Raw genomic sequence first — 18,990 nt, 5'->3', positions numbered from 1 at the left:
ACCTTGACCTGTGGGGAAGGTCAAGCGCGATCGTTCGGGATCAATATTCCAGGGCCGCCGGTTTCAGGTACATGCCATTCGGGCCTTGGGCGATACGCAGTTTGCGTATGTCTCCGGCGTTCAACCTGATGTTCTGCGCCGGTGGCGCCAGCAGGCCCGGCAGGCAGCCTGGTGCCTGACCCGGCAGCAGCTTGAGGCGCAGCGACACATTGCCCGCTGGCAGGTTGAACGAGGTGGCTTGTTCCTGGAACAGGCGCCCGGCCAACTGGTCCTGGATATACAGGCCGATCTCACAGTTGGTCGGCACTTCCAGGCGTTCCCGGGAAATAATCAGCACCGCGTAATCTTGATCGGCGCTGGCCTGGGGGGCAACGGCAGACAAGCTCATCAGGCCGATAAGGCCAAAAAACGACCAGCGCATGGCGAATGCTCCGTGGTTCCCATCAAAGTTAAGTGAAGCTTGGCCGACGGCGCGGCCGAATACCAGCCCGGCTGATGTTTTCAGAACTTGACCTTGCCACGATGGCAAGGTCGACACTGCGTCCACCCTCATTAAAGGAGTCATGTCATGCAAGTATTCAGCGTTGAAGGGATGACCTGCGGCCATTGCGTCCGGGCAGTCACCCAGGCAGTAAAGAGCCAGGACCCGGCGGCCAGCGTGGAGGTCAACCTGGCAGCGAAAGAAGTCAGCGTGGAAAGCCAGCTGTCTGCCGAGCAAGTTATCGGCTTGATCACCGAAGAAGGCTACAACGCCAGGCTCGCGTAAATTTCTGATAGTTAGCGAGCTATCTTTATGTTCATGGCCCCCAAGCGCGGCTAGACTGTCGGGCTGCCGACTCACTTGGGTGCCTGATGAACCTCCGCATAATCCTGATTCTGGGCGCGCTAAGCGCCTTCGCGCCGTTGGCGATCGACTTTTACCTGCCGGGCTTTCCGGCAATGGCCACCGCTTTTGCCACAGACGAAAAACATATCCAGCTGACCCTGGCGGTGTACTTCGGCGGCCTGGCCATCGGCCAATTGATCTATGGCCCGCTGGCAGACCGCTTCGGTCGGCGCGGCCCACTGCTCAGTGGCGTAACCCTGTTTACCCTGGCGTCCTTCGCCTGCGCCTATGCGCCCTCCCTGGAATGGCTGATCGGCGCGCGCTTTGTGCAGGCCCTCGGCGGCTGCGCGGGCATGGTGATTTCCCGCGCGGTGGTCAGCGACAAATGTGATGCCGTCGGCTCGGCCAAGGTCTATTCGCAACTGATGCTGGTGACTGGTCTGGCGCCGATTCTTGCGCCGCTGGCAGGCGGCGTAATGGTCGGGATATGGGGCTGGCAGTCGATTTTTCTGGTCTTGTCGGTGTTCAGCGTGATGGCGGCCATTGCTGTAGCCGTCGGGTTGCCGGAAACCTTTCCCGCCGACAAGCCTCGTCAACCTTTATCTGGGTCGCTGCGTCGATACGCCAGCCTGTTGTCGGACCGGGTTTACCTCGGTTACGCCCTCACCGGCGGCATCTCGATAGCCGGGATGTTTGCCTACATTGCCGGTTCACCGTTCGTCTTTATCAAACTCTATGGCGTGCCGCCTGAGCATTACGGATGGGTATTCGGCTCCAACGCGGCCGGCTTTATTCTGGTGGCGCAAGTGAATGCGCGGTTGCTGTCCAAGCGCGGGCCGGCGTTTTTGCTCTCGCGCACGGTGTGGCTGTACATGCTGGCCGCGCTGACGCTGTTGGGTATTACGGCGTTGCGCACCGACGCCTTGTGGCCATTGCTGGTGCCGCTGTTTATCTGCATCGCCAGCCTGGGCTGCATTTTGCCGAACACCTCGGCCTGTGCCATGGCCGGGCAGGGGGCTCGGGCGGGCAGTGCATCGGCATTGCTCGGTTGCATTCAGTTCGGTGTGGCGGCGGGGGCGGCGTCACTGGTCGGCGTGTTGCACGACGGCACGGCGATGCCGATGGCGATGGTCATCAGCTTGTGCGGTGTGCTGGCGGTGACGGTGGCAGTGTTGACCCAGCGCCTGCAACGGGCAAGGGCCGCGCAGGCGCAGGTCTGAAGGGCGGGTTAGCCAGCGGCGTAACGTTGCTGGCTCAGGGGGATACGGTGGGGCGCCCGGATGCGCGCTTGCAGGGTATCGGCAAAGGCGCGGGCCTCGGCTTCAGTGCGAAAGGTGAAGGCGTCGCCGTCGAGGCTGACCTGCCATTTGTGGCCTGGGGATTTTGCTAACGCTTTTATCAGGATCTTCATTGCTGACTTCCTCACGTAAAAGAATCGTGGCAAAGGCGGCCAATATAAACCCGAATGCGCTCGCAAATATGACAAAGATCAACTCTCTGACTAATGGCAGCAGACGGAGGAGCCCGGTATCTGTGGCTAGCAGGCTTGCTGTGTCTAGCGGGCTTGTTATGGCTACCGGGCTTGTTGTGGCGAGCGGGCTTGCCCCGCGTTGGGCTGCGTAGCAGCCCTAAAACTGGCCCCTCAGGAGTACCTGAATCACCGCAGTCATCTTTTTGGGGCTGCTGCGCAGCCCAACGCGGGGCAAGCCCGCTCGCCACAACAAGGCCGCTAGAAACCTTCCAGTACGATCTTGCCCTTGGCCTTGCCACTTTCGAGCAGGGCGTGGGCGCGGCGCAGGTTCTCTGCGTTGATCACACCAAAGTGCTCGCCTACCGTGGTTTTCAAGGTGCCGGCGTCGATCAGTTCGGCGACGCGGTTGAGCAGGTTGTGCTGCTCGATCATGTCCGGGGTTTCGAACATCGAGCGGGTGTACATGAACTCCCAATGCAGCGACAGGCTCTTGCGCTTGAGCTTGCTCACGTCCAGCACCTTGGGGTCGTCGATCAGCGCCAGCTTGCCTTGCGGCTGCAGGGCTTCGACCAATTGGTCCAGGTGCTGGTCGGTCTGGGTCAGGCTGGCGACGTGGGTCACTTGCCCATGGCCGGCGGCTTTCAGCGCTTCGCTCAGCGGCTGGCTGTGGTCGATCACCAGGTCGGCGCCCAAGGCCTTGGTCCATTCCTGGGTTTCCGGGCGCGAAGCGGTGCCGATGACTTTCAGCGCGGTGAGCTGGCTGGCGAGTTGGGTCAGGATCGAACCCACGCCACCGGCAGCACCAACGATCAGCAGGCTTTGGCCTTGATCTTCCTTGCCCTCACGCACTTGCAGGCGTTCGAACAGCAGTTCCCAGGCGGTGATCGCGGTCAGCGGCAAGGCGGCCGCTTCAGCAAACCCCAGGCTTTTGGGCATGTGGCCGACGATGCGCTCGTCCACGGTGTGCAGCTCGCTGTTGCCGCCAGGGCGAGTCAGGGAACCGGCGTAGAACACCTTGTCACCGGCCTTGAACAGCGTCACTTCGCTGCCGACGGCCTTGACCACACCGGCCACGTCCCAACCCAACACCTTGGCGGCGCCATTTTCCGGGGCGGCGTTCTGGCGCACTTTGGTGTCGACCGGGTTGACCGAGATGGCTTTGACCTCCACCAGCAGGTCGCGTGGGCCGGCGACCGGTTCTGGCAGTTGAATGTCTTGCAGGGATTCTGGATCGTTGATCGGCAGTGACGCGTAGTAAGCAATGGCTTTCATGGGGGCTCCGGAAAAGGCGGTGATCAGGCGAGAAACTGCAGGCGCTTGAGTTCGAAGTGTTCGAGGACGTCGGCGGCTTTGGCGCGGAAGCTCTGGATATGTGCGCTTGCGTCGTGGTCGGCCAGCGCCGCGTCGTCGCTCCAGCGCTCAAGCATGTAGAAGGTCTCGGGGTGTTGCAGGTCCTGGTGCAGGTCGTACTGTTCGCAACCGGCTTCAAGGCGAGTGGGTTCCAGCAGACCGCGCAGCAGGGTTTCCAGGGTGGCCTGTTGGCCAGGTTTGGCGATCAGCGTGGCGATGACGTTAAAGGCAGAGGACATTTTCAACTCCAGACAGGTGATGAACGGGATGGGCAGATGATTGGCTATTTCCCGTGGAGATAAAAGCGGCTAAAACAGAGGTCTGTTTCAATGAAATTTTGATAATGGGTGTGCAGAGTGCTGCGTTTTGACGATTTACAGTTGTTTGTGCGCGCGGCGGATTTGGGCAGTTTGTCGGCGGCCGCGCGAGTGATGGACTTGTCGCCTGCGGTTGCCAGCGCGGCGCTCAAGCGAATCGAACAGCAATTGGGCGCGCGTTTACTGGCGCGTTCCACCCGCAGCCTGCGCTTGACTGCCGAAGGCGAGGGGTTCCTCGAATATGCCCGCGCCGCCCTGAGTTCGCTGGATGAAGGGCGGCGCTTATTGGCCAGCGGTCAGGACAATGTCAGCGGCGTGCTGCAACTGTCGGCACCCTCAGACTTCGGCCGCAACCAGTTGTTGCCGTGGCTGGATGAGTTCCAGCGGGAGCACCCGCAACTGAGCGTGCGCTTGTTGCTGGGCGACCGCATTGCCGACCTTTTCCGCCAGCCGGTGGACATCGCCCTGCGCTATGGCGAGCCCGAAGACTCCAGCCTGATCGCGCTGCCCATCGCCCCGGAGAATGTTCGCGTGCTGTGCGCGGCCCCCAGCTACCTCGCCTGCCATGGCGAGCCCCGCCACCTGGAGCAACTGGCCCAACACAATTGCCTGCTGTATATGCTCGGCAGCCGCGTGCATGACCATTGGGGGTTTCACGACGGCAAGCGCGACGTCAGCCTGACGGTGACCGGCGACCGGTTCAGTGATGACGCGGACGTGGTGCGCCGCTGGGCAGTGGCGGGTGTGGGCATTGCCTACAAGTCGTGGCTGGACGTGAGTGCCGACGTGCTGGCGGGGCGCTTGCGGGTCATTCTGCCGGAGTTGCGGGGCGAGCGTACGCCGCTGAATTTGCTCTGCGCCCACCGTGCGCAATTAAGCAAACCCATCAACCTGTTGCGGGAAATGCTCGTGTCCCGTTGTGCGACGTTGACTGCGCTCTGGCCGGAACGATTGAACACGCCGCAATAGCCTCCACCAAAGCCGGAAATTTCACTCAGCTCCTGTCCCTATCCACGCTGTAAGACCGCGCGGAACTGGCGAATTGCGCCCCTATACTCTGGCGCAGACCGCACAGACCAATGATTAACAGGGAGTGAAACCATGGAAGCAGCACCATGCATCAGTCAGATCGCCAGCTTGCTCGCCGAGCCCAAGCGCACCGCCATGCTCTGGGCCTTGATGGACGGTTCGGCAAAGTCCTCAGAGGAGTTGGCGACGGTCGCCGGGTTGTCCTCAGCGTCGGCCAATGCACATTTGGCGCGGCTCACCGGTGGCGGTTTGTTGCGCACCGAGGCGCGGCGCGGCAAGCGGCTGTTTCGTGTGGCGGCTGCCGATGTCAGCGCCGCGATTGACGCGTTGGCCATTACCACAGTGGCCAGTGCAATACGGCGCACACCCCAGGCTGCACCGCCCGCCTTGATCGCACCGCAGCCGTTGCGTCACGCCCGGTTGTGCCAGGGGCACCTGGGCGGTGAGCTGGCAGCGGGGCTGTACCAGCGAATGCTGGCGGCGGGATGGATCGAGCGTCATGAACTGCGCACCGATGTCAGCGTCAGGGGCGCGCAGAAACTGGCGGGCCTGGGTATTTTTACCCAGGCACTGACCTCGCCTTTGGTCTGCGATTGTTTCGATTGGAGCCAGCAGCAACCGCATCTGGGGGGCGCGTTGGGCGCCGGGCTGTTGCAGCTGTTTTTACAATCGAACTGGGTCAGCGCCACAAACGAGTCCCGCGCCTTATCGGTGACAGACCTCGGTCTATGGGAAATCAATCGGCTCGCCGCGCCTGATCACTGCCCTTTGAGTCGTTCATAGTTTCGGTCAGGTCGCATCCAGCAATTACAGGGCAAAACGATGCCGCACACTCGCTTTGGGGATTTTTCACTCAGGGGGATGCGGCATGGGTACGACAGGCTATAGCGCAGCGGAACGGCTGGAACGGTTGCCCATCAGCGGCTACCACCGAATCATTTTCATCATCATCGCCCTGGCGTTTTTTTTCGACTCCATGGACCTGGCGATGATGACCTTCCTGTTGGGCTCGATAAAAACCGAATTCGGCCTGAGCACGGCCCAGGCCGGTTTGCTCGCCAGTTCGAGTTTTTTCGGCATGGTGGTGGGTGCCTCATTGTCGGGGATGCTCGCGGACCGCTTCGGGCGCAAGCCGGTGTTTCAGTGGAGCATCGTGTTGTGGGGCATCGCCAGCTACCTGTGCTCCACCGCGCAGACGGTGGAGATGCTGACGCTGTTTCGCATCCTGCTGGGCATCGGCATGGGCATGGAGTTTCCCATCGCGCAATCGATGTTGTCGGAGCTGATCCCGGCGAAAGGGCGCGGGCGTTATATCGCCTTGATGGACGGCTTCTGGCCGTTGGGCTTCGTGGCGGCCGGTGTGCTGTCGTATTTTCTGCTGCCGGTGATCGGCTGGCGCGACATCTTCCTGGTGTTGGCAGTGCCAGCGGTGTTTGTGCTGGCGATCCGATTTTTTATCCCGGAGTCGCCGCGCTGGCTGGAACAGGCCGGGCGGCATGACGCGGCCGACAAGGTATTGCTGGGGATTGAGCAGAAGGTGCGCGACTCGTTGGGGCGTACTGAGTTGCCGGAGCCGATCGGTTTGCCACGGGTGGAGAGCACGCCGGGGACTTTTTTTTCGGCGTTTCATCAGCTGTGGTCGCCGCAGTATCGCCAGCGCACGATGATGATCTGGAGCGTGTGGTTTTTCGCGCTGCTCGGGTTCTACGGGCTGACGTCGTGGCTGAGCGCGCTGTTGCAACAGTCGGGATTTGCCGTGACCCAGTCGGTGTATTACACGGTGATTATTTCCCTGGGCGGCATTCCCGGCTTCCTGATGGCGGCGTGGCTGGTGGAGCGCTGGGGGCGTAAACCGGTGTGCGTCGTGACCTTGCTCGGCGGCGGCGTGATGGCGTTTTTGTATGGGCAAAGTGCGGTGTTTGGCGGCAACGTGGGGTTGCTGATTACGTCTGGCTTGCTGATGCAGTTCTTTTTGTTTGGCATGTGGGCGGTGCTGTACACCTACACGCCGGAGCTGTATCCCACTTCGGCGCGGGCGACCGGTTCCGGGTTCGCATCGGCAATTGGCCGGGTTGGCTCGTTGCTGGGGCCGCTGGTGACCGGGCTGGTGTTTCCGATGACGGGGCAGGGCGGGGTGTTTGCGCTGGGGGCGCTGTGTTTTGCCGTGGCGGCGGTGGTGGTGTGGGTGTTCGGGATGGAGACGAAGGGCAAGACCCTGGAAGAACTCACCGACATTTAACGGCCAATACAAACCAGTGTGGGAGCTGGCTTGTGTGGGAGCGGGCTTGCTCGCGAATGCGGTCTGTCAGTCACATATTCATCAACTGACAGACTGCATTCATTTAGTGAGTGCGGGTTATGGTTTTACAAGCCGCGCATCCAGGCTGTTCTGCGCCAGGCGTTTGGCCTGGTCCTGGGTCATGCCCAGGCTGGTGTAGAGCGCGTGGAAGTTCTCGGTTACATAACCGCCAAAGTACGCCGGGTCGTCCGAGTTGACTGTCACCTTCACGCCGCGCTCCAACATGTCGAGGATGTTGTGCTGGGCCATGTCGTCGAACACGCACAGTTTGGTGTTGGACAGCGGGCACACGGTCAACGGGATTTGCTCGTCGATGATGCGCTGCATCAAACGCTCGTCTTCGATGGCGCGCACGCCATGGTCGATGCGCTGGATTTTCAGCAGGTCGATGGCTTCCCAGATGTATTCCGGTGGGCCTTCTTCGCCGGCGTGGGCCACGGTGAGGAAGCCTTCGTGACGGGCACGGTCGAACACGCGCTGGAACTTGCTCGGCGGGTGACCCATTTCCGAACTGTCCAGACCCACGGCCACAAACGCGTCACGAAACGGCAGCGCCTGGTCGAGGGTTTTTTCGGCTTCGGCTTCGCTCAGGTGGCGCAGGAAGCTCAGGATCAAACCGCTGGTGATGCCCAGTTGCTGCTCGCCATCTTTGAGCGCGGCGGCGATGCCGTTAAGCACCACTTCAAACGGCACGCCACGGTCGGTGTGGGTTTGCGGGTCGAAGAACGGTTCGGTGTGAATCACGTTCTGTGCTTTGCAGCGCAGCAGGTAGGCCCAGGTCAGGTCGTAGAAATCCTGGGAGGTGCGCAGCACGTCGGCGCCTTTGTAATACAGGTCGAGAAACTCTTGCAGGTTGTTGAAGGCGTAGGCCTTGCGCAGGGTTTCGACGTCGTTCCACGGCAGTGCAATTTTGTTGCGTTCAGCCAGCGCGAACAGCAGCTCAGGCTCCAGCGAGCCTTCCAGGTGCAGGTGCAATTCAGCCTTGGGCAGGGCGTTGAGCCAATCGTACATTTCTAAATTCTCATCAGGTGCAATGGCGGCATTCTACAGGCCATGGCTGAAATAATCGGCAAAACCTGACCAGCAGGAGAGTATTCGATTTATTCACGCAAGGGCGGCGTGAACTAAGGTGTAACGAAACGTTAGCGGCGCTGTGCAGTCTGTACCCCATCAATGACTGATTTGCTGCACAAAAAGGCCCGTAATGCTCACATCCCTCAAGCAAGAAAAATTCATGCTGCTGGCGCTGATTGCCGCCATCGCCGCCTATCCGTTGGAGCACTGGATGCTGCACAGCGGGCAAATGGTGGCGCTGCTGGCTGGCGTCGCACTGATTGGTTTTATCGTCATCGCCTCGATGCGCGTGGCGCACCACGCCGAGCAACTCGCGGAAAAAGTCGGTGACCCCTACGGCACCATGATCCTGACCCTCGCCGCCGTGTTGGTGGAAGTGGTGATCCTGGCGATCATGATGAGCAACGAACCATCGCCGACCCTGGTGCGCGACACGATTTATTCGGCGGTGATGCTCGATATCAACGGCATCCTCGGCCTGGCCGCGCTGATGGGCGGCATCAAGCACGGCGAACAGTCCTACAACGACGACTCGGCGCGTACCTACAGCGTGATGATCCTCACGGCGATGGGCGTATCGATGGTGGTGCCGGAATTTATCCCCGAGGCCGACTGGAAAATTTACTCTGCCTTCACCATTGGCGCGATGGTGGTGCTCTATACCCTGTTCCTGCGCATGCAGGTGGGGCCGCACAGTTATTTCTTCAGTTACAGCTACCCGGAAAAACGTCGCAAGAAACAGCCTGAAGAAGCGCAGGAACCTGCGGTCAACCTGGCGTTCTCGATCGGCACCCTGGTGTTTGGGGTGGTGGTGATTGGTGCGCTGGCCGAGGTGATGTCGAAAACCCTGGACCTGGGCCTGGAAGGCACGGGCGCGCCGCCGGTGATCACGGCGATTGTGGTGGCGGCCATTTCGGCGGCGCCGGAAATTCTGACTGCGTTGCGCGCGGCATTAGCTAACCGCATGCAATCGGTGGTGAATATTGCCTTGGGCGCGTCGTTGTCGACGGTGATTTTGACGGTGCCGGTGATGGAAGCCATGGCGCTTTATACCGGCCAGCCTTTTCAGATGGCGATGACGCCAGTGCAGACGGTGATGGTGTTTATCACGCTGATTGTGAGTGCGATCAACCTCAATGATGGTGAAACCAATGCCATTGAAGGGATGACGCATTTTGTGTTGTTTGCGACGTTTATCATGTTGTCCCTGTTGGGGTTGTAACCGGATTTCATGAGCGCCGCAGACTAGTGTGGGAGCGGGCTTGCTCGCGAAGGCGGTGAATCAGTCAATACATGTGCTGACTGACACACCGTCTTCGCGAGCAAGCCCGCTCCCACATTTGGATCTATGCCTGGCTTAGGTTCCGGCGATCAGCTGGCGGGCGGCCTGGGTGTGATCGGCGATCAGGCCTTTGAGGTCCAGACCTTCCACCTGGCCGTCGATGACGCGCCATTTGCCTGCAATCATCACCCGATCCGCACGATCAGCGCCGCACAACAAAAGCGCCGAAATCGGGTCATGGCTGCCGGAAAAGCGCAGCTCATCCAGCTTGAACAGCGCCAGGTCGGCCTGTTTGCCTACGGCCAATTCACCAATGTCCGTGCGCCCCAGTAACTGCGCCGACCCCTTGGTTGCCCAACCCAGCACGCCTTCGGGGGTGATCTTTTCCGCGCCGTACCGCAGGCGCTGAATGTAGAGCGCCTGGCGCGCTTCGAGGATCATGTTCGACGCGTCATTGGAGGCAGAGCCGTCCACGCCCAAGCCAACAGGTGCGCCGGCAGCGAGCAAATCCAGTGTCGGGCAGATGCCCGAAGCCAAACGCATATTCGAACTCGGGCAATGGCAGATACCGGTGCCCGCGGCGCCCAGGCGCGCGATTTCATCCGGGTTGAAATGAATGCCATGGGCCAGCCAGGTGCGCGGGCCGAGCCAGCCGACGCTGTCGAGATAGTCCACGGTGCGCAAGCCGAAGCGCTGCAGGCAGAAGTCTTCTTCGTCGAGGGTTTCTGCCAAATGGGTGTGCAGGCGCACGTCGAGGCTGTTGGCCAGCTCGGCGCTGGCTTCCATGATTTCCGGGGTGACCGAAAACGGCGAGCACGGGGCGAGGGCGATCTGGATCTGCGCACCGTCGCCGCGTTGGTGGTACTCGCGGATCAGGCGCTGGCTGTCTTCGAGGATTACGTGGCCCTGTTGCACGGTTTGCTGGGGCGGCAGGCCGCCGTCTGCTTCGCCCAGGCTCATGGAACCGCGCGTGAGCATGGCGCGCATGCCCAGCTCACGCACGCTTTCGACTTGCACGTCGATGGCGTTTTCCAGACCGTCGGGGAACAGGTAGTGGTGATCTGCTGCTGTGGTGCAGCCCGAGAGCAGCAATTCGGCCAGGGCAACTTTGGAGGCCAGCGCGAGTTTTTCCGGGGTCAGCCGCGCCCACACCGGGTACAGGGTTTTCAGCCACGGGAATAACGGCTGGTTGACCACCGGCGCCCAGGCGCGGGTCAGGGTTTGGTAGAAGTGGTGGTGGGTATTGATCAAGCCGGGAAGGATCACATGTTCGCGGGCGTCGAACACTTGCCCGCAAGGCACGGCGGGCTCGCGTCCCCAACCCAGCAGTTCGGTGATCACACCGTCTTGCAGCACCAGACCGCCACGGGCATCGGCGCCGTTGGCAGTGAAAATCGCGAGGGGGTTTTTTAACCAGATACGGGTCGCAGGCATTGGCCGGCTCCTCTGAATGATGGGTTCAGGTTTGCCAGCTCAGTGTTGCCCTGTCTGCTGATCCAGGGTCGCCGGTGAGGGCGAGGGGGTAGATTACGTGCAGTTAGGGGGCGGGTCTAGCTGTGGGAGTGAGGTGCTCTTGAGATCATCGCGGGCAAGCCCGCTCTCACAGTGGACCGAGGGTTTACCAGGCGATGGTGTCGCCCTTGTAGTCGATGAAGTGGTGGCCGCCTTTGCCGGTGTAGGCATTCACCTGATCGATAAGGCCGCGCACGCTGGTGTCGACGTCGATGTGCGCGTTTTCACCGCCCATGTCGGTCTTTACCCAGCCCGGGTGCAGCGACAGCACGGTCAGTTTGTGGTCGCCAAGTTGGGTGATGAAACTGTTGGTCATGGAATTGAGCGCGGCCTTGCTGGCCTTGTACAGCGCCAGGTCCGAACCGTCCGGGATGGTTACGCTGCCCAGCACCGAACTCATGAACGCCAACACGCCGCTGTCTTTGCGGATCTGCCCGGCAAAACGCTGCGCCAGATTGATCGGCGCCACGGCGTTGGTGAAAAACAGCTGGCCGACTTCCGCCAGGGTGGCGTGGCCCGGTTCCTGGTTGGCCGGGCCTTTGACGCCGGCGTTAACGAACAGCAGGTCGAAGGTGCGGTCCTTGAGGCGCTGGCTCAGGGCGATCACGGCTTGCTGATCGTCCATGTCCAGTTTCTCTATCTGTACCGGGCCGACGGCTTTCAGTGCATCAGCCTTGTTCGGGTCGCGCACGGTGGCGGTCACGTCCCAGCCGTCCTTGAGCAATTGTTTGACCAGGCCAAGGCCCAGCCCGCGCGAGGCGCCGATGATCAGTGCGGTTTTTGGCGTAGGCATGAATAGCTTCCTTTAGAGTCGCGGTTCAGGGAGTGCAGTAAACAACAGTAACAGTTTCAGCGTTGCAGCAGGATGCGCCCACGGCTGAGGTCGGCCAGTTGGGTTTGCAGGGTGTCGATGTGGGCTTCGCCGAGTGCGAGTTGCAGCTCCACGCCGTTGGCGGTGAAGACTTCTTCCACCACCAGCCCGCTGAGTTCGGCAACGCGCAGTTTCACCAGGTTCAGTTCGGAAAACCCACAGGCGCAACTCAGCGGCACGCGGCTGATCAGCTCGATGCGTTCAGCGCTTTGCAGGCATTTATTCGCGCCCCCGCCATAAGCTCGGGCCAGGCCGCCGGTGCCCAACTGGATGCCGCCGTACCAGCGGATCACCAGCACCGCGACCTGATCAAAGCCTTGGGCTTCAATCGCCGCCAGAATCGGCCGCCCGGCGGTGCCGCCGGGTTCGCCATCGTCATTGCTGCGGTACTGGTCGGCCAGCTTCCAGGCCCAGCAGTTGTGCGTGGCATTCAGGTCGCTGTGTTGCTCGAAAAACGCCTGGGCGTCCTGCGCGCTGGTAATGGGCGCGGCGAGGGTGATGAAGCGGCTTTTGCGTATTTCTTCACGAAATTCGCAAAGGCCGGTAAGCGTAAAAGGCATAAGTCGCTTCGTTTATAAGGCGGGCTTGATGCCACAGCCTTTGAGGATGATGTTGATCAGGTTGGTGCCGGCGTCTTCCATGTCTTGCTTGGTCAGCCTGGTGCGACCGGTGACGCGGCAGATTTGGGTGGCGAAGTCGGCGTAGTGCTGGGTGCTGCCCCACAGCAGGAAAATCAGGTGCACGGGATCGATGGGGTCCATCTTGCCAGCGTCGATCCAGGCCTGGAATACGGCCGCCCGGCCGCTGAACCAGGCACGGTAATCCTGGCTGAAATATTCGGTGAGGCATTCGCCGCCGCTGATGATCTCCATGGCGAAGATTCGCGAGGCCTGCGGGTGGCGCCGCGAGAATTCCATCTTGGTGCGGATGTAGCGGGCGAGGGCCACGGCCGGGTCGTCCTCGGCGGTCAGTGCGTTGAAGGTGCTGTCCCACAGTTCGAGGATGTTGCTGAGCACCGCGATATACAGGCCCAGCTTGTTGGTGAAGTAGTAATGCAGATTCGCCTTGGGCAGCCCGGCACTCGACGCAATGGTGTTCATGCTGGTGCCTTTGTAGCCATGGCGCGCGAACTCATCTTCAGCAGCCTGGAGAATCGCTTGTTCGTTCTTTTGCCGAATGCGGCTGGCGGGTTTACCGGCGTGGTTGCTGTGGGCAGGAACTTCGAGGCTCATGGAGGTTTCCGTGCTGATCGATAAAGACGACGTGTGCACAGATAACCCACCCTCAAGCCTCAGACAAGTCCTGATGCAATAAAACCGTTAAAGCGGTTCCAGTGTGTCGCTTTCCGACACGCTGTTTGCGGCAACGTGGGGCGCTTTGGCTTCCGGCAACAACAGGCACAACACAATGGCGGTCAGGCCGCCGCTGGTGATGGCTGAATCGAATAGGTTTTTCACCAGACTTGGCATCAAGTGCAGCAAATCGGGTTGGGCGGCGATGCCCAGGCCGACGCCGAATGAGGTGGCGATGATCAGCATGCTGCGCCGGTCCAGCGGCGCCTGGGCGAGAATGCGTACGCCCGCTGCGGCAACGCTGCCGAACATCACCAATGTGGCGCCGCCCAGCACCGGTTTGGGGATTTGCTGCAGCACCGCGCCAATCAACGGAAACAAACCGAGGAAAAACAGCAGCACGCCTATATATAAGCCGACGTAACGGCTGGCCACGCCGGTTAACTGGATCACGCCGTTGTTCTGCGCAAAGGTGGTGTTGGGGAAGGCGCTGAAGGTGGCGGCGATCATGCAACTCACGCCATCGCCGAGTACGCCGCCCTTGAGCCGGCTTATATAAGAAGGGCCGCTGATGGGTTGGCGGGCGATCATGCAGTTGGCGGTGAGGTCGCCGACGGTTTCGATGCTGCTGATCAGATAAATCAGCGCGATGGGCAGGAAGGCGCTCCAGTCGAAGTTGAAACCGAAGCGAAACGGGACTGGCAGGCTGATCAACGGCAAGTCGGGCAGGGCTTGGGGCACCAGTTTGCCGCTGAGCCACGCCGCGAGGCTGCCAAGGGCCAGGCCAATGATGATTGCCGAGAGGCGTACCCACGGGGTGTTCGAGCGGTTAAGCAGGATGATGGTCAGCACCACGAATACACCCAGCCCCAGGTTGATCGGCGCGCCGAAGTCGGGCGCGTTGAAGCCGCCGCCGAGGTCAGTGATGCCAACCTTGATCAGGCTGATGCCGATCAGCGTAATCACAATGCCGGTGACCAGGGGCGTGATCACCCGGCGCAGTTGCCCGATAAACCGGCTCAGTACGATCTGCACTGCCGCGCCGAAAAAGCACACGCCAAAGATCATCGCCATGATGTCTTCCGGGCTGCCGCCGCGTTGCTTGACCAGAAAACCCGCCGACAGCACCGCGCCGAGAAACGCAAAGCTGGTGCCTTGCAGGCAGATCATTCCGGCGCCTATGCCGAATGGCCTACGCGCCTGGATGAAGGTGCCTACACCGGAAACCATCAATGCCATGCTGATCAGGTACGGCAGGTGGGCGTTCAGGCCCAAGGTGGAGCCGATGATCAGCGGTGGCGTGATGATGCCGACAAACGCGGCCAGCACATGTTGCAGGGCGGCGAGTGTAGCGGGCAGGGGTTTCGGACGGTCGTTGAGGCCGTATATCAGTTCGCTGGGGCTGGACGATTCTGGTGGCATGGCGGGCAAACTCGAGGCGGACAGTTCAAGGTGGGTAGCCTCCTTGCAAAAAGCTGTCCACGTGCTCAAGTTTTAGTGAGGGCCAGTGCTAGCGCGTTGCGGCCAGACTTTCCAGAAAACTCTCCAGCACCAAATGAGGGCGACGGCCCTTGCGCGTGACCGATGCGAGGCTTAAGTCGTAAAAACGTGTAGCCGGTTTCAGCGCGCGCAGTCGGCCTTGTTGCACCCACAGGCTGGCGTAGTGATCGGGCAGGTAGCCGATATAGCGGCCGGTGAGGATCAGAAACGCCATGCCTTCGCGGTCCGAGGCGCTGGCGGTGCAGTTGAGTGCCTGGTAATGCGCCTGGATGTCGCCGGGCAGGCGGAAGGTCGGGGCGATGGCGTCCTGGCTGTCGATGCGCGGGTCGTCCAGTTGTTTGTCGTCGGCGTAAAACAGCGGGTGACCGACCGCGCAATAGAGCAGCGAGCGTTCGCTGTAGAGCGGTTGATATTCCAGGCCTGACAAGGCGCTGGCTTGAGGCACCACGCCGACGTGCAGGCGGCCGTCGAGTACGCCTTGTTCGACTTCGTTGGGGGCGATCATGCGGATCTGGATTTGCACGTCCGGACCACGTTCCTTCAATTGTGCGAGGGCATGGGTGATGCGCATGTGGGGCAGGGTGACGAGGTTGTCGGTGAGGCCAATGATCAGTTCGCCGCGCAAATGCTGGTGCAGGCCGTTGACCTCGGTGCGAAAGCTTTCCAGCGCACTTAATAGCTGCAGCGCCGATTGATAAACCTCGCGGCCTTCTTCGGTCAGGGAAAACCCGGCGCGGCCGCGTTGGCACAGCCTTAACCCAAGGCGCTGCTCAAGGTCGCTCATCTGCTGGCTGATTGCCGAACGGCCGATGCCGAGCACCGTCTCTGCTGCCGAGAAACCGCCGCATTCCACCACGCTGCGAAAGATGCGCAGCAGGCGAATATCGAAGTCGCTGACTTGGGCGAGGGAATCGGGTCGACGGCTGCTCATAGTTTAGTGAAGACCTGACTGAAGGTTAGAAGAGTTGAATTTCACCGACTTTATCGCCGTGGCAATTTAGCTGCAACAACGCGTTTCAATCCCGACGCGGCCTTTTGCTCTGCGAGGTTTTGCTGATGAACATGCCCGAAAACGCCCCTGCGTCCCTGGCCAGCCAACTGAAGTTGGACGCCCACTGGATGCCTTACACCGCCAACCGTAACTTCCAGCGTGACCCGCGCCTGATCGTGGCCGCCGAGGGGAGCTGGTTGACCGATGACAAGGGGCGCAAGGTGTATGACTCGTTGTCGGGCCTGTGGACCTGCGGCGCCGGGCATACGCGCAAGGAAATCCAGGAAGCGGTCTCCAGGCAACTGGGCACGTTGGACTACTCTCCGGGCTTTCAATACGGTCATCCGTTGTCGTTCCAACTGGCGGAAAAGATCACTGACCTGACCCCGGGCAACCTGAACCACGTGTTTTTCACCGACTCCGGCTCCGAGTGCGCCGACACCGCGGTGAAGATGGTGCGTGCGTACTGGCGCCTTAAGGGCCAAGCCACCAAGACCAAGATGATCGGCCGCGCCCGGGGCTATCACGGCGTGAACATTGCCGGTACCAGCCTGGGTGGCGTGAACGGTAACCGTAAGCTGTTTGGTCAAGGCTTGATGGACGTTGACCATCTGCCGCACACCTTGCTGGCGAGTAACGCGTTCTCCCGTGGTATGCCGGAGTTGGGGGGTATCGCGCTGGCCGATGAGCTGCTCAAGCTGGTCGAACTGCACGACGCTTCGAATATCGCGGCGGTATTCGTTGAGCCGATGGCCGGTTCTGCGGGTGTGCTGGTGCCACCGCAGGGTTACCTGAAACGTCTGCGCGAAATCTGCGACCAGTACAACATCTTGCTGGTGTTCGACGAAGTGATCACCGGTTTCGGCCGTACGGGTTCGATGTTCGGTGCCGACAGCTTCGGCGTGACCCCGGACCTGATGTGCATCGCCAAGCAAGTGACCAACGGCGCGATTCCGATGGGCGCTGTGATTGCCAGCAGTGAGATCTATCAAACCTTCATGAACCAGGCGACGCCTGAATACGCGGTGGAATTCCCCCACGGCTACACCTACTCGGCGCACCCGGTGGCTTGCGCGGCAGGCCTGGCCGCACTGGACCTGCTGCAGAAGGAAAACCTGGTGCAGAGCGTGGCCGAAGTCGCGCCGCACTTTGAGAATGCGCTGCATGGCTTGAAGGGCAGCAAAAACGTGATCGACATTCGTAACTACGGCCTGGCGGGTGCGATCCAGATCACCCCGCGTGACGGTGATGCGATCGTGCGTCCATTCGAGGCCGGCATGGCGCTGTGGAAAGCCGGTTTCTATGTGCGCTTTGGCGGTGACACTCTGCAGTTCGGGCCAACCTTCAACAGCAAGCCGCAAGACTTGGATCGTTTGTTCGACGCGGTCGGCGAAGTGCTGAACAAGATCGACTGATGACGCCTTCTATATAGAACAATTTTTCAGGAGCCCTGCATGAGCCTCATCCAGCATTTGATCAATGGCCAGATGGTCAGCGATACCGGCCGTAGTGCCGATGTGTACAACCCATCCACCGGCAAGGTGATTCACCAGGTGCCGCTGGCCAGCCGTGAAACCATTCAAAGCGCAATCGACGCGGCGAAGGCGGCTTTTCCTGCTTGGCGCAATACCCCGCCAGCCAAGCGTGCCCAAGTGATGTTTCGTTTCAAGCAATTGCTGGAACAGAACGAAGCCCGCATCTCGCAGTTGATCAGCGAAGAGCATGGCAAGACCCTTGAAGACGCCGCGGGTGAGTTGAAGCGCGGGATCGAGAACGTGGAATATGCGTGCTCGGCGCCGGAAATCCTCAAGGGCGAGTACAGCCGCAACGTTGGGCCGAACATTGATGCGTGGTCGGACTTCCAGCCATTGGGCGTGGTGGCGGGTATTACACCGTTCAACTTCCCGGCGATGGTGCCGTTGTGGATGTACCCGCTGGCGATTGTCTGCGGTAACTGTTTCATCCTGAAACCTTCGGAACGTGACCCGAGCTCGACGCTGCTGATTGCGCAATTGCTGCAGGAAGCCGGTCTGCCCAAAGGCGTGCTGAGCGTGGTGCATGGCGATAAAGGTGCTGTGGATGCCTTGATCGAAGCGCCAGAGGTGAAAGCCTTGAGCTTTGTGGGCTCGACGCCGATTGCCGAGTACATCTATTCCGAAGCGACCAAGCGCGGCAAACGTGTGCAGGCGCTGGGTGGGGCGAAGAACCACGCGGTGCTGATGCCGGATGCCGACCTGGATAACGCGGTAAGTGCCTTGATGGGCGCGGCGTACGGTTCCTGCGGTGAGCGTTGCATGGCGATTTCGGTGGCGGTGTGCGTAGGTGACCAGGTGGCTGATGCGTTGATCGCCAAGCTGGTGCCACAGATCAAGGCATTGAAGATTGGTGCGGGCACCTCCTGCGGTCTGGACATGGGGCCGTTGGTCACTGGGCAGGCGCGGGATAAAGTCAGTGGCTATATAGAAGACGGTGTGTCTTCCGGCGCCGAGCTGGTAGTGGACGGTCGAGGGTTGAGCGTGGCCGGCCATGAAGAGGGTTTCTTCCTGGGTGGCAGCCTGTTTGATCGCGTGACGCCTGAGATGCGTATCTATAAGGAAGAGATCTTTGGACCGGTGCTGTGCGTGGTGCGGGTGGACAGCCTGGAAGCGGCGATGCAACTGATCAACGATCACGAGTACGGCAACGGTACGTGCATCTTTACCCGTGACGGTGAGGCGGCGCGCCTGTTCTGTGACGAGATCGAAGTGGGCATGGTGGGGGTTAACGTTCCGCTGCCGGTGCCGGTGGCGTATCACAGCTTTGGTGGCTGGAAGCGGTCGCTGTTTGGCGACTTGCATGCCTATGGGCCGGATGGGGTGCGTTTTTATACCCGTCGCAAGGCGATTACCCAGCGTTGGCCGCAGCGTGCCAGCCATGAAGCGTCGCAGTTTGCTTTCCCCAGCTTGTCGTAAGGCGAGCTGAAAGCCGGCCCCTTGGGGCCGGCTTTTGCGTTTTTGGGGTGTTTTTGATCGATATGACAGAAATGTGAAAAAAGAAGTTGACGGCAGATTCTGGAAGTCTATAATTCGCCCCACTTCCGGCGCAGTCGAAACGGAAAATTCCTTGGTAAACAAAGAGTTATGCGAGATTCGACAGCGAGTTGCTTCAGTTCATCGAAGCCCAGAAGGAGTTGGTAG

General features: G+C 60.6%; 19 protein-coding genes. 8 read left to right on the top strand and 11 right to left on the bottom strand.

What is annotated here, in order from left to right; genetic code table 11:
• Positions 1-40 precede the first annotated feature (40 nt).
• Entirely contained in the window at positions 41-421 is a 381-nt protein-coding gene (locus Q7C20_RS16310; RefSeq protein WP_375068720.1) for a hypothetical protein, read from the bottom strand.
• Positions 422-568: 147 nt separating this feature from the next.
• On the opposite strand from Q7C20_RS16310, the gene Q7C20_RS16305 reads away from it, so the two are divergent.
• Together Q7C20_RS16305 and Q7C20_RS16300 are read left to right on the top strand one after the other, a co-directional pair.
• Entirely contained in the window at positions 569-766 is a 198-nt protein-coding gene (locus Q7C20_RS16305) for a heavy-metal-associated domain-containing protein (protein ID WP_375068718.1), read from the top strand.
• An 86-nt stretch (positions 767-852) separates the two neighbouring features.
• Entirely contained in the window at positions 853-2,046 is a 1,194-nt protein-coding gene (locus Q7C20_RS16300) for a multidrug effflux MFS transporter (RefSeq protein ID WP_348059040.1), read from the top strand.
• Between the two features lie 8 nt (positions 2,047-2,054).
• Here the strand turns inward: Q7C20_RS16300 and Q7C20_RS16295 are convergent, their stop codons facing one another.
• From Q7C20_RS16295 to Q7C20_RS16285, 3 genes are all read right to left on the bottom strand, one after another.
• A complete protein-coding gene (locus Q7C20_RS16295) occupies positions 2,055-2,237 on the bottom strand; it encodes a hypothetical protein (protein ID WP_348059038.1) in 183 nt (60 codons plus the stop codon).
• 318 nt (positions 2,238-2,555) lie between these two features.
• Positions 2,556-3,569, bottom strand: a complete 1,014-nt coding sequence (locus Q7C20_RS16290; RefSeq protein WP_375068717.1) for a zinc-binding alcohol dehydrogenase family protein — start codon at positions 3,567-3,569, stop codon at positions 2,556-2,558.
• 23 nt (positions 3,570-3,592) lie between these two features.
• Positions 3,593-3,886, bottom strand: a complete 294-nt coding sequence (locus Q7C20_RS16285) for an antibiotic biosynthesis monooxygenase (protein WP_348059034.1) — start codon at positions 3,884-3,886, stop codon at positions 3,593-3,595.
• Between the two features lie 117 nt (positions 3,887-4,003).
• Between Q7C20_RS16285 and Q7C20_RS16280 the strand changes: the two genes are divergently transcribed.
• The 3 genes from Q7C20_RS16280 to Q7C20_RS16270 all read left to right on the top strand — a co-directional run bounded on the left by Q7C20_RS16280 (position 4,004) and on the right by Q7C20_RS16270 (position 7,232).
• A complete protein-coding gene (locus Q7C20_RS16280) occupies positions 4,004-4,933 on the top strand; it encodes a LysR family transcriptional regulator (protein ID WP_375068716.1) in 930 nt (309 codons plus the stop codon).
• Between the two features lie 132 nt (positions 4,934-5,065).
• Positions 5,066-5,776: an ArsR/SmtB family transcription factor gene (locus Q7C20_RS16275; RefSeq protein ID WP_375068714.1), complete on the top strand. Its 711-nt coding sequence runs from the start codon at positions 5,066-5,068 to the stop codon at positions 5,774-5,776.
• 85 nt (positions 5,777-5,861) lie between these two features.
• Complete coding sequence (locus Q7C20_RS16270; protein WP_375068713.1) at positions 5,862-7,232, top strand: MFS transporter; 1,371 nt, start codon at positions 5,862-5,864, stop codon at positions 7,230-7,232.
• A gap of 117 nt (positions 7,233-7,349) precedes the next feature.
• Here the strand turns inward: Q7C20_RS16270 and Q7C20_RS16265 are convergent, their stop codons facing one another.
• A complete protein-coding gene (locus Q7C20_RS16265; RefSeq protein WP_043051475.1) occupies positions 7,350-8,303 on the bottom strand; it encodes an adenosine deaminase in 954 nt (317 codons plus the stop codon).
• 193 nt (positions 8,304-8,496) lie between these two features.
• Here Q7C20_RS16265 and Q7C20_RS16260 point away from each other — a divergent pair, with 193 nt between their 5' ends.
• Positions 8,497-9,588, top strand: coding sequence for a calcium:proton antiporter (locus tag Q7C20_RS16260; protein ID WP_375068710.1), 1,092 nt, complete (start codon positions 8,497-8,499; stop codon positions 9,586-9,588).
• Positions 9,589-9,723: 135 nt separating this feature from the next.
• Here Q7C20_RS16260 and Q7C20_RS16255 read toward each other — a convergent pair whose 3' ends face one another.
• From Q7C20_RS16255 to Q7C20_RS16230, 6 genes are all read right to left on the bottom strand, one after another.
• On the bottom strand, positions 9,724-11,082 hold the full coding sequence (locus Q7C20_RS16255) for an 8-oxoguanine deaminase (protein ID WP_375068708.1): 1,359 nt from the start codon (positions 11,080-11,082) through the stop codon (positions 9,724-9,726).
• Positions 11,083-11,266: 184 nt separating this feature from the next.
• A complete protein-coding gene (locus Q7C20_RS16250) occupies positions 11,267-11,953 on the bottom strand; it encodes an SDR family oxidoreductase (RefSeq protein ID WP_348061759.1) in 687 nt (228 codons plus the stop codon).
• 56 nt (positions 11,954-12,009) lie between these two features.
• Positions 12,010-12,591 (bottom strand): IMPACT family protein, encoded by a 582-nt coding sequence (locus Q7C20_RS16245; RefSeq protein WP_375068705.1) that lies wholly within the window; start codon positions 12,589-12,591, stop codon positions 12,010-12,012.
• A gap of 12 nt (positions 12,592-12,603) precedes the next feature.
• The gene (locus Q7C20_RS16240) at positions 12,604-13,263 is read right to left on the bottom strand and encodes a TetR/AcrR family transcriptional regulator (protein ID WP_348061757.1); all 660 of its coding nucleotides are present in this window, start codon (positions 13,261-13,263) and stop codon (positions 12,604-12,606) included.
• Between the two features lie 87 nt (positions 13,264-13,350).
• A complete protein-coding gene (locus Q7C20_RS16235) occupies positions 13,351-14,745 on the bottom strand; it encodes a uracil-xanthine permease family protein (RefSeq protein WP_375068703.1) in 1,395 nt (464 codons plus the stop codon).
• 88 nt (positions 14,746-14,833) lie between these two features.
• The gene (locus tag Q7C20_RS16230) at positions 14,834-15,754 is read right to left on the bottom strand and encodes a LysR family transcriptional regulator (RefSeq protein WP_375068701.1); all 921 of its coding nucleotides are present in this window, start codon (positions 15,752-15,754) and stop codon (positions 14,834-14,836) included.
• A gap of 125 nt (positions 15,755-15,879) precedes the next feature.
• On the opposite strand from Q7C20_RS16230, the gene Q7C20_RS16225 reads away from it, so the two are divergent.
• A complete protein-coding gene (locus tag Q7C20_RS16225) occupies positions 15,880-17,229 on the top strand; it encodes an aspartate aminotransferase family protein (protein WP_375068699.1) in 1,350 nt (449 codons plus the stop codon).
• Positions 17,230-17,268: 39 nt separating this feature from the next.
• Entirely contained in the window at positions 17,269-18,765 is a 1,497-nt protein-coding gene (locus tag Q7C20_RS16220) for a CoA-acylating methylmalonate-semialdehyde dehydrogenase (RefSeq protein WP_375068697.1), read from the top strand.
• Positions 18,766-18,990: the final 225 nt, after the last annotated feature.

Origin of the sequence: Pseudomonas sp. AMR01, from assembly GCF_041946035.1 — a bacterium.
Classification (GTDB): domain Bacteria; phylum Pseudomonadota; class Gammaproteobacteria; order Pseudomonadales; family Pseudomonadaceae; genus Aquipseudomonas; species Aquipseudomonas antarctica_B.
This window is presented reverse-complemented; position numbering and strand designations above follow the sequence as displayed.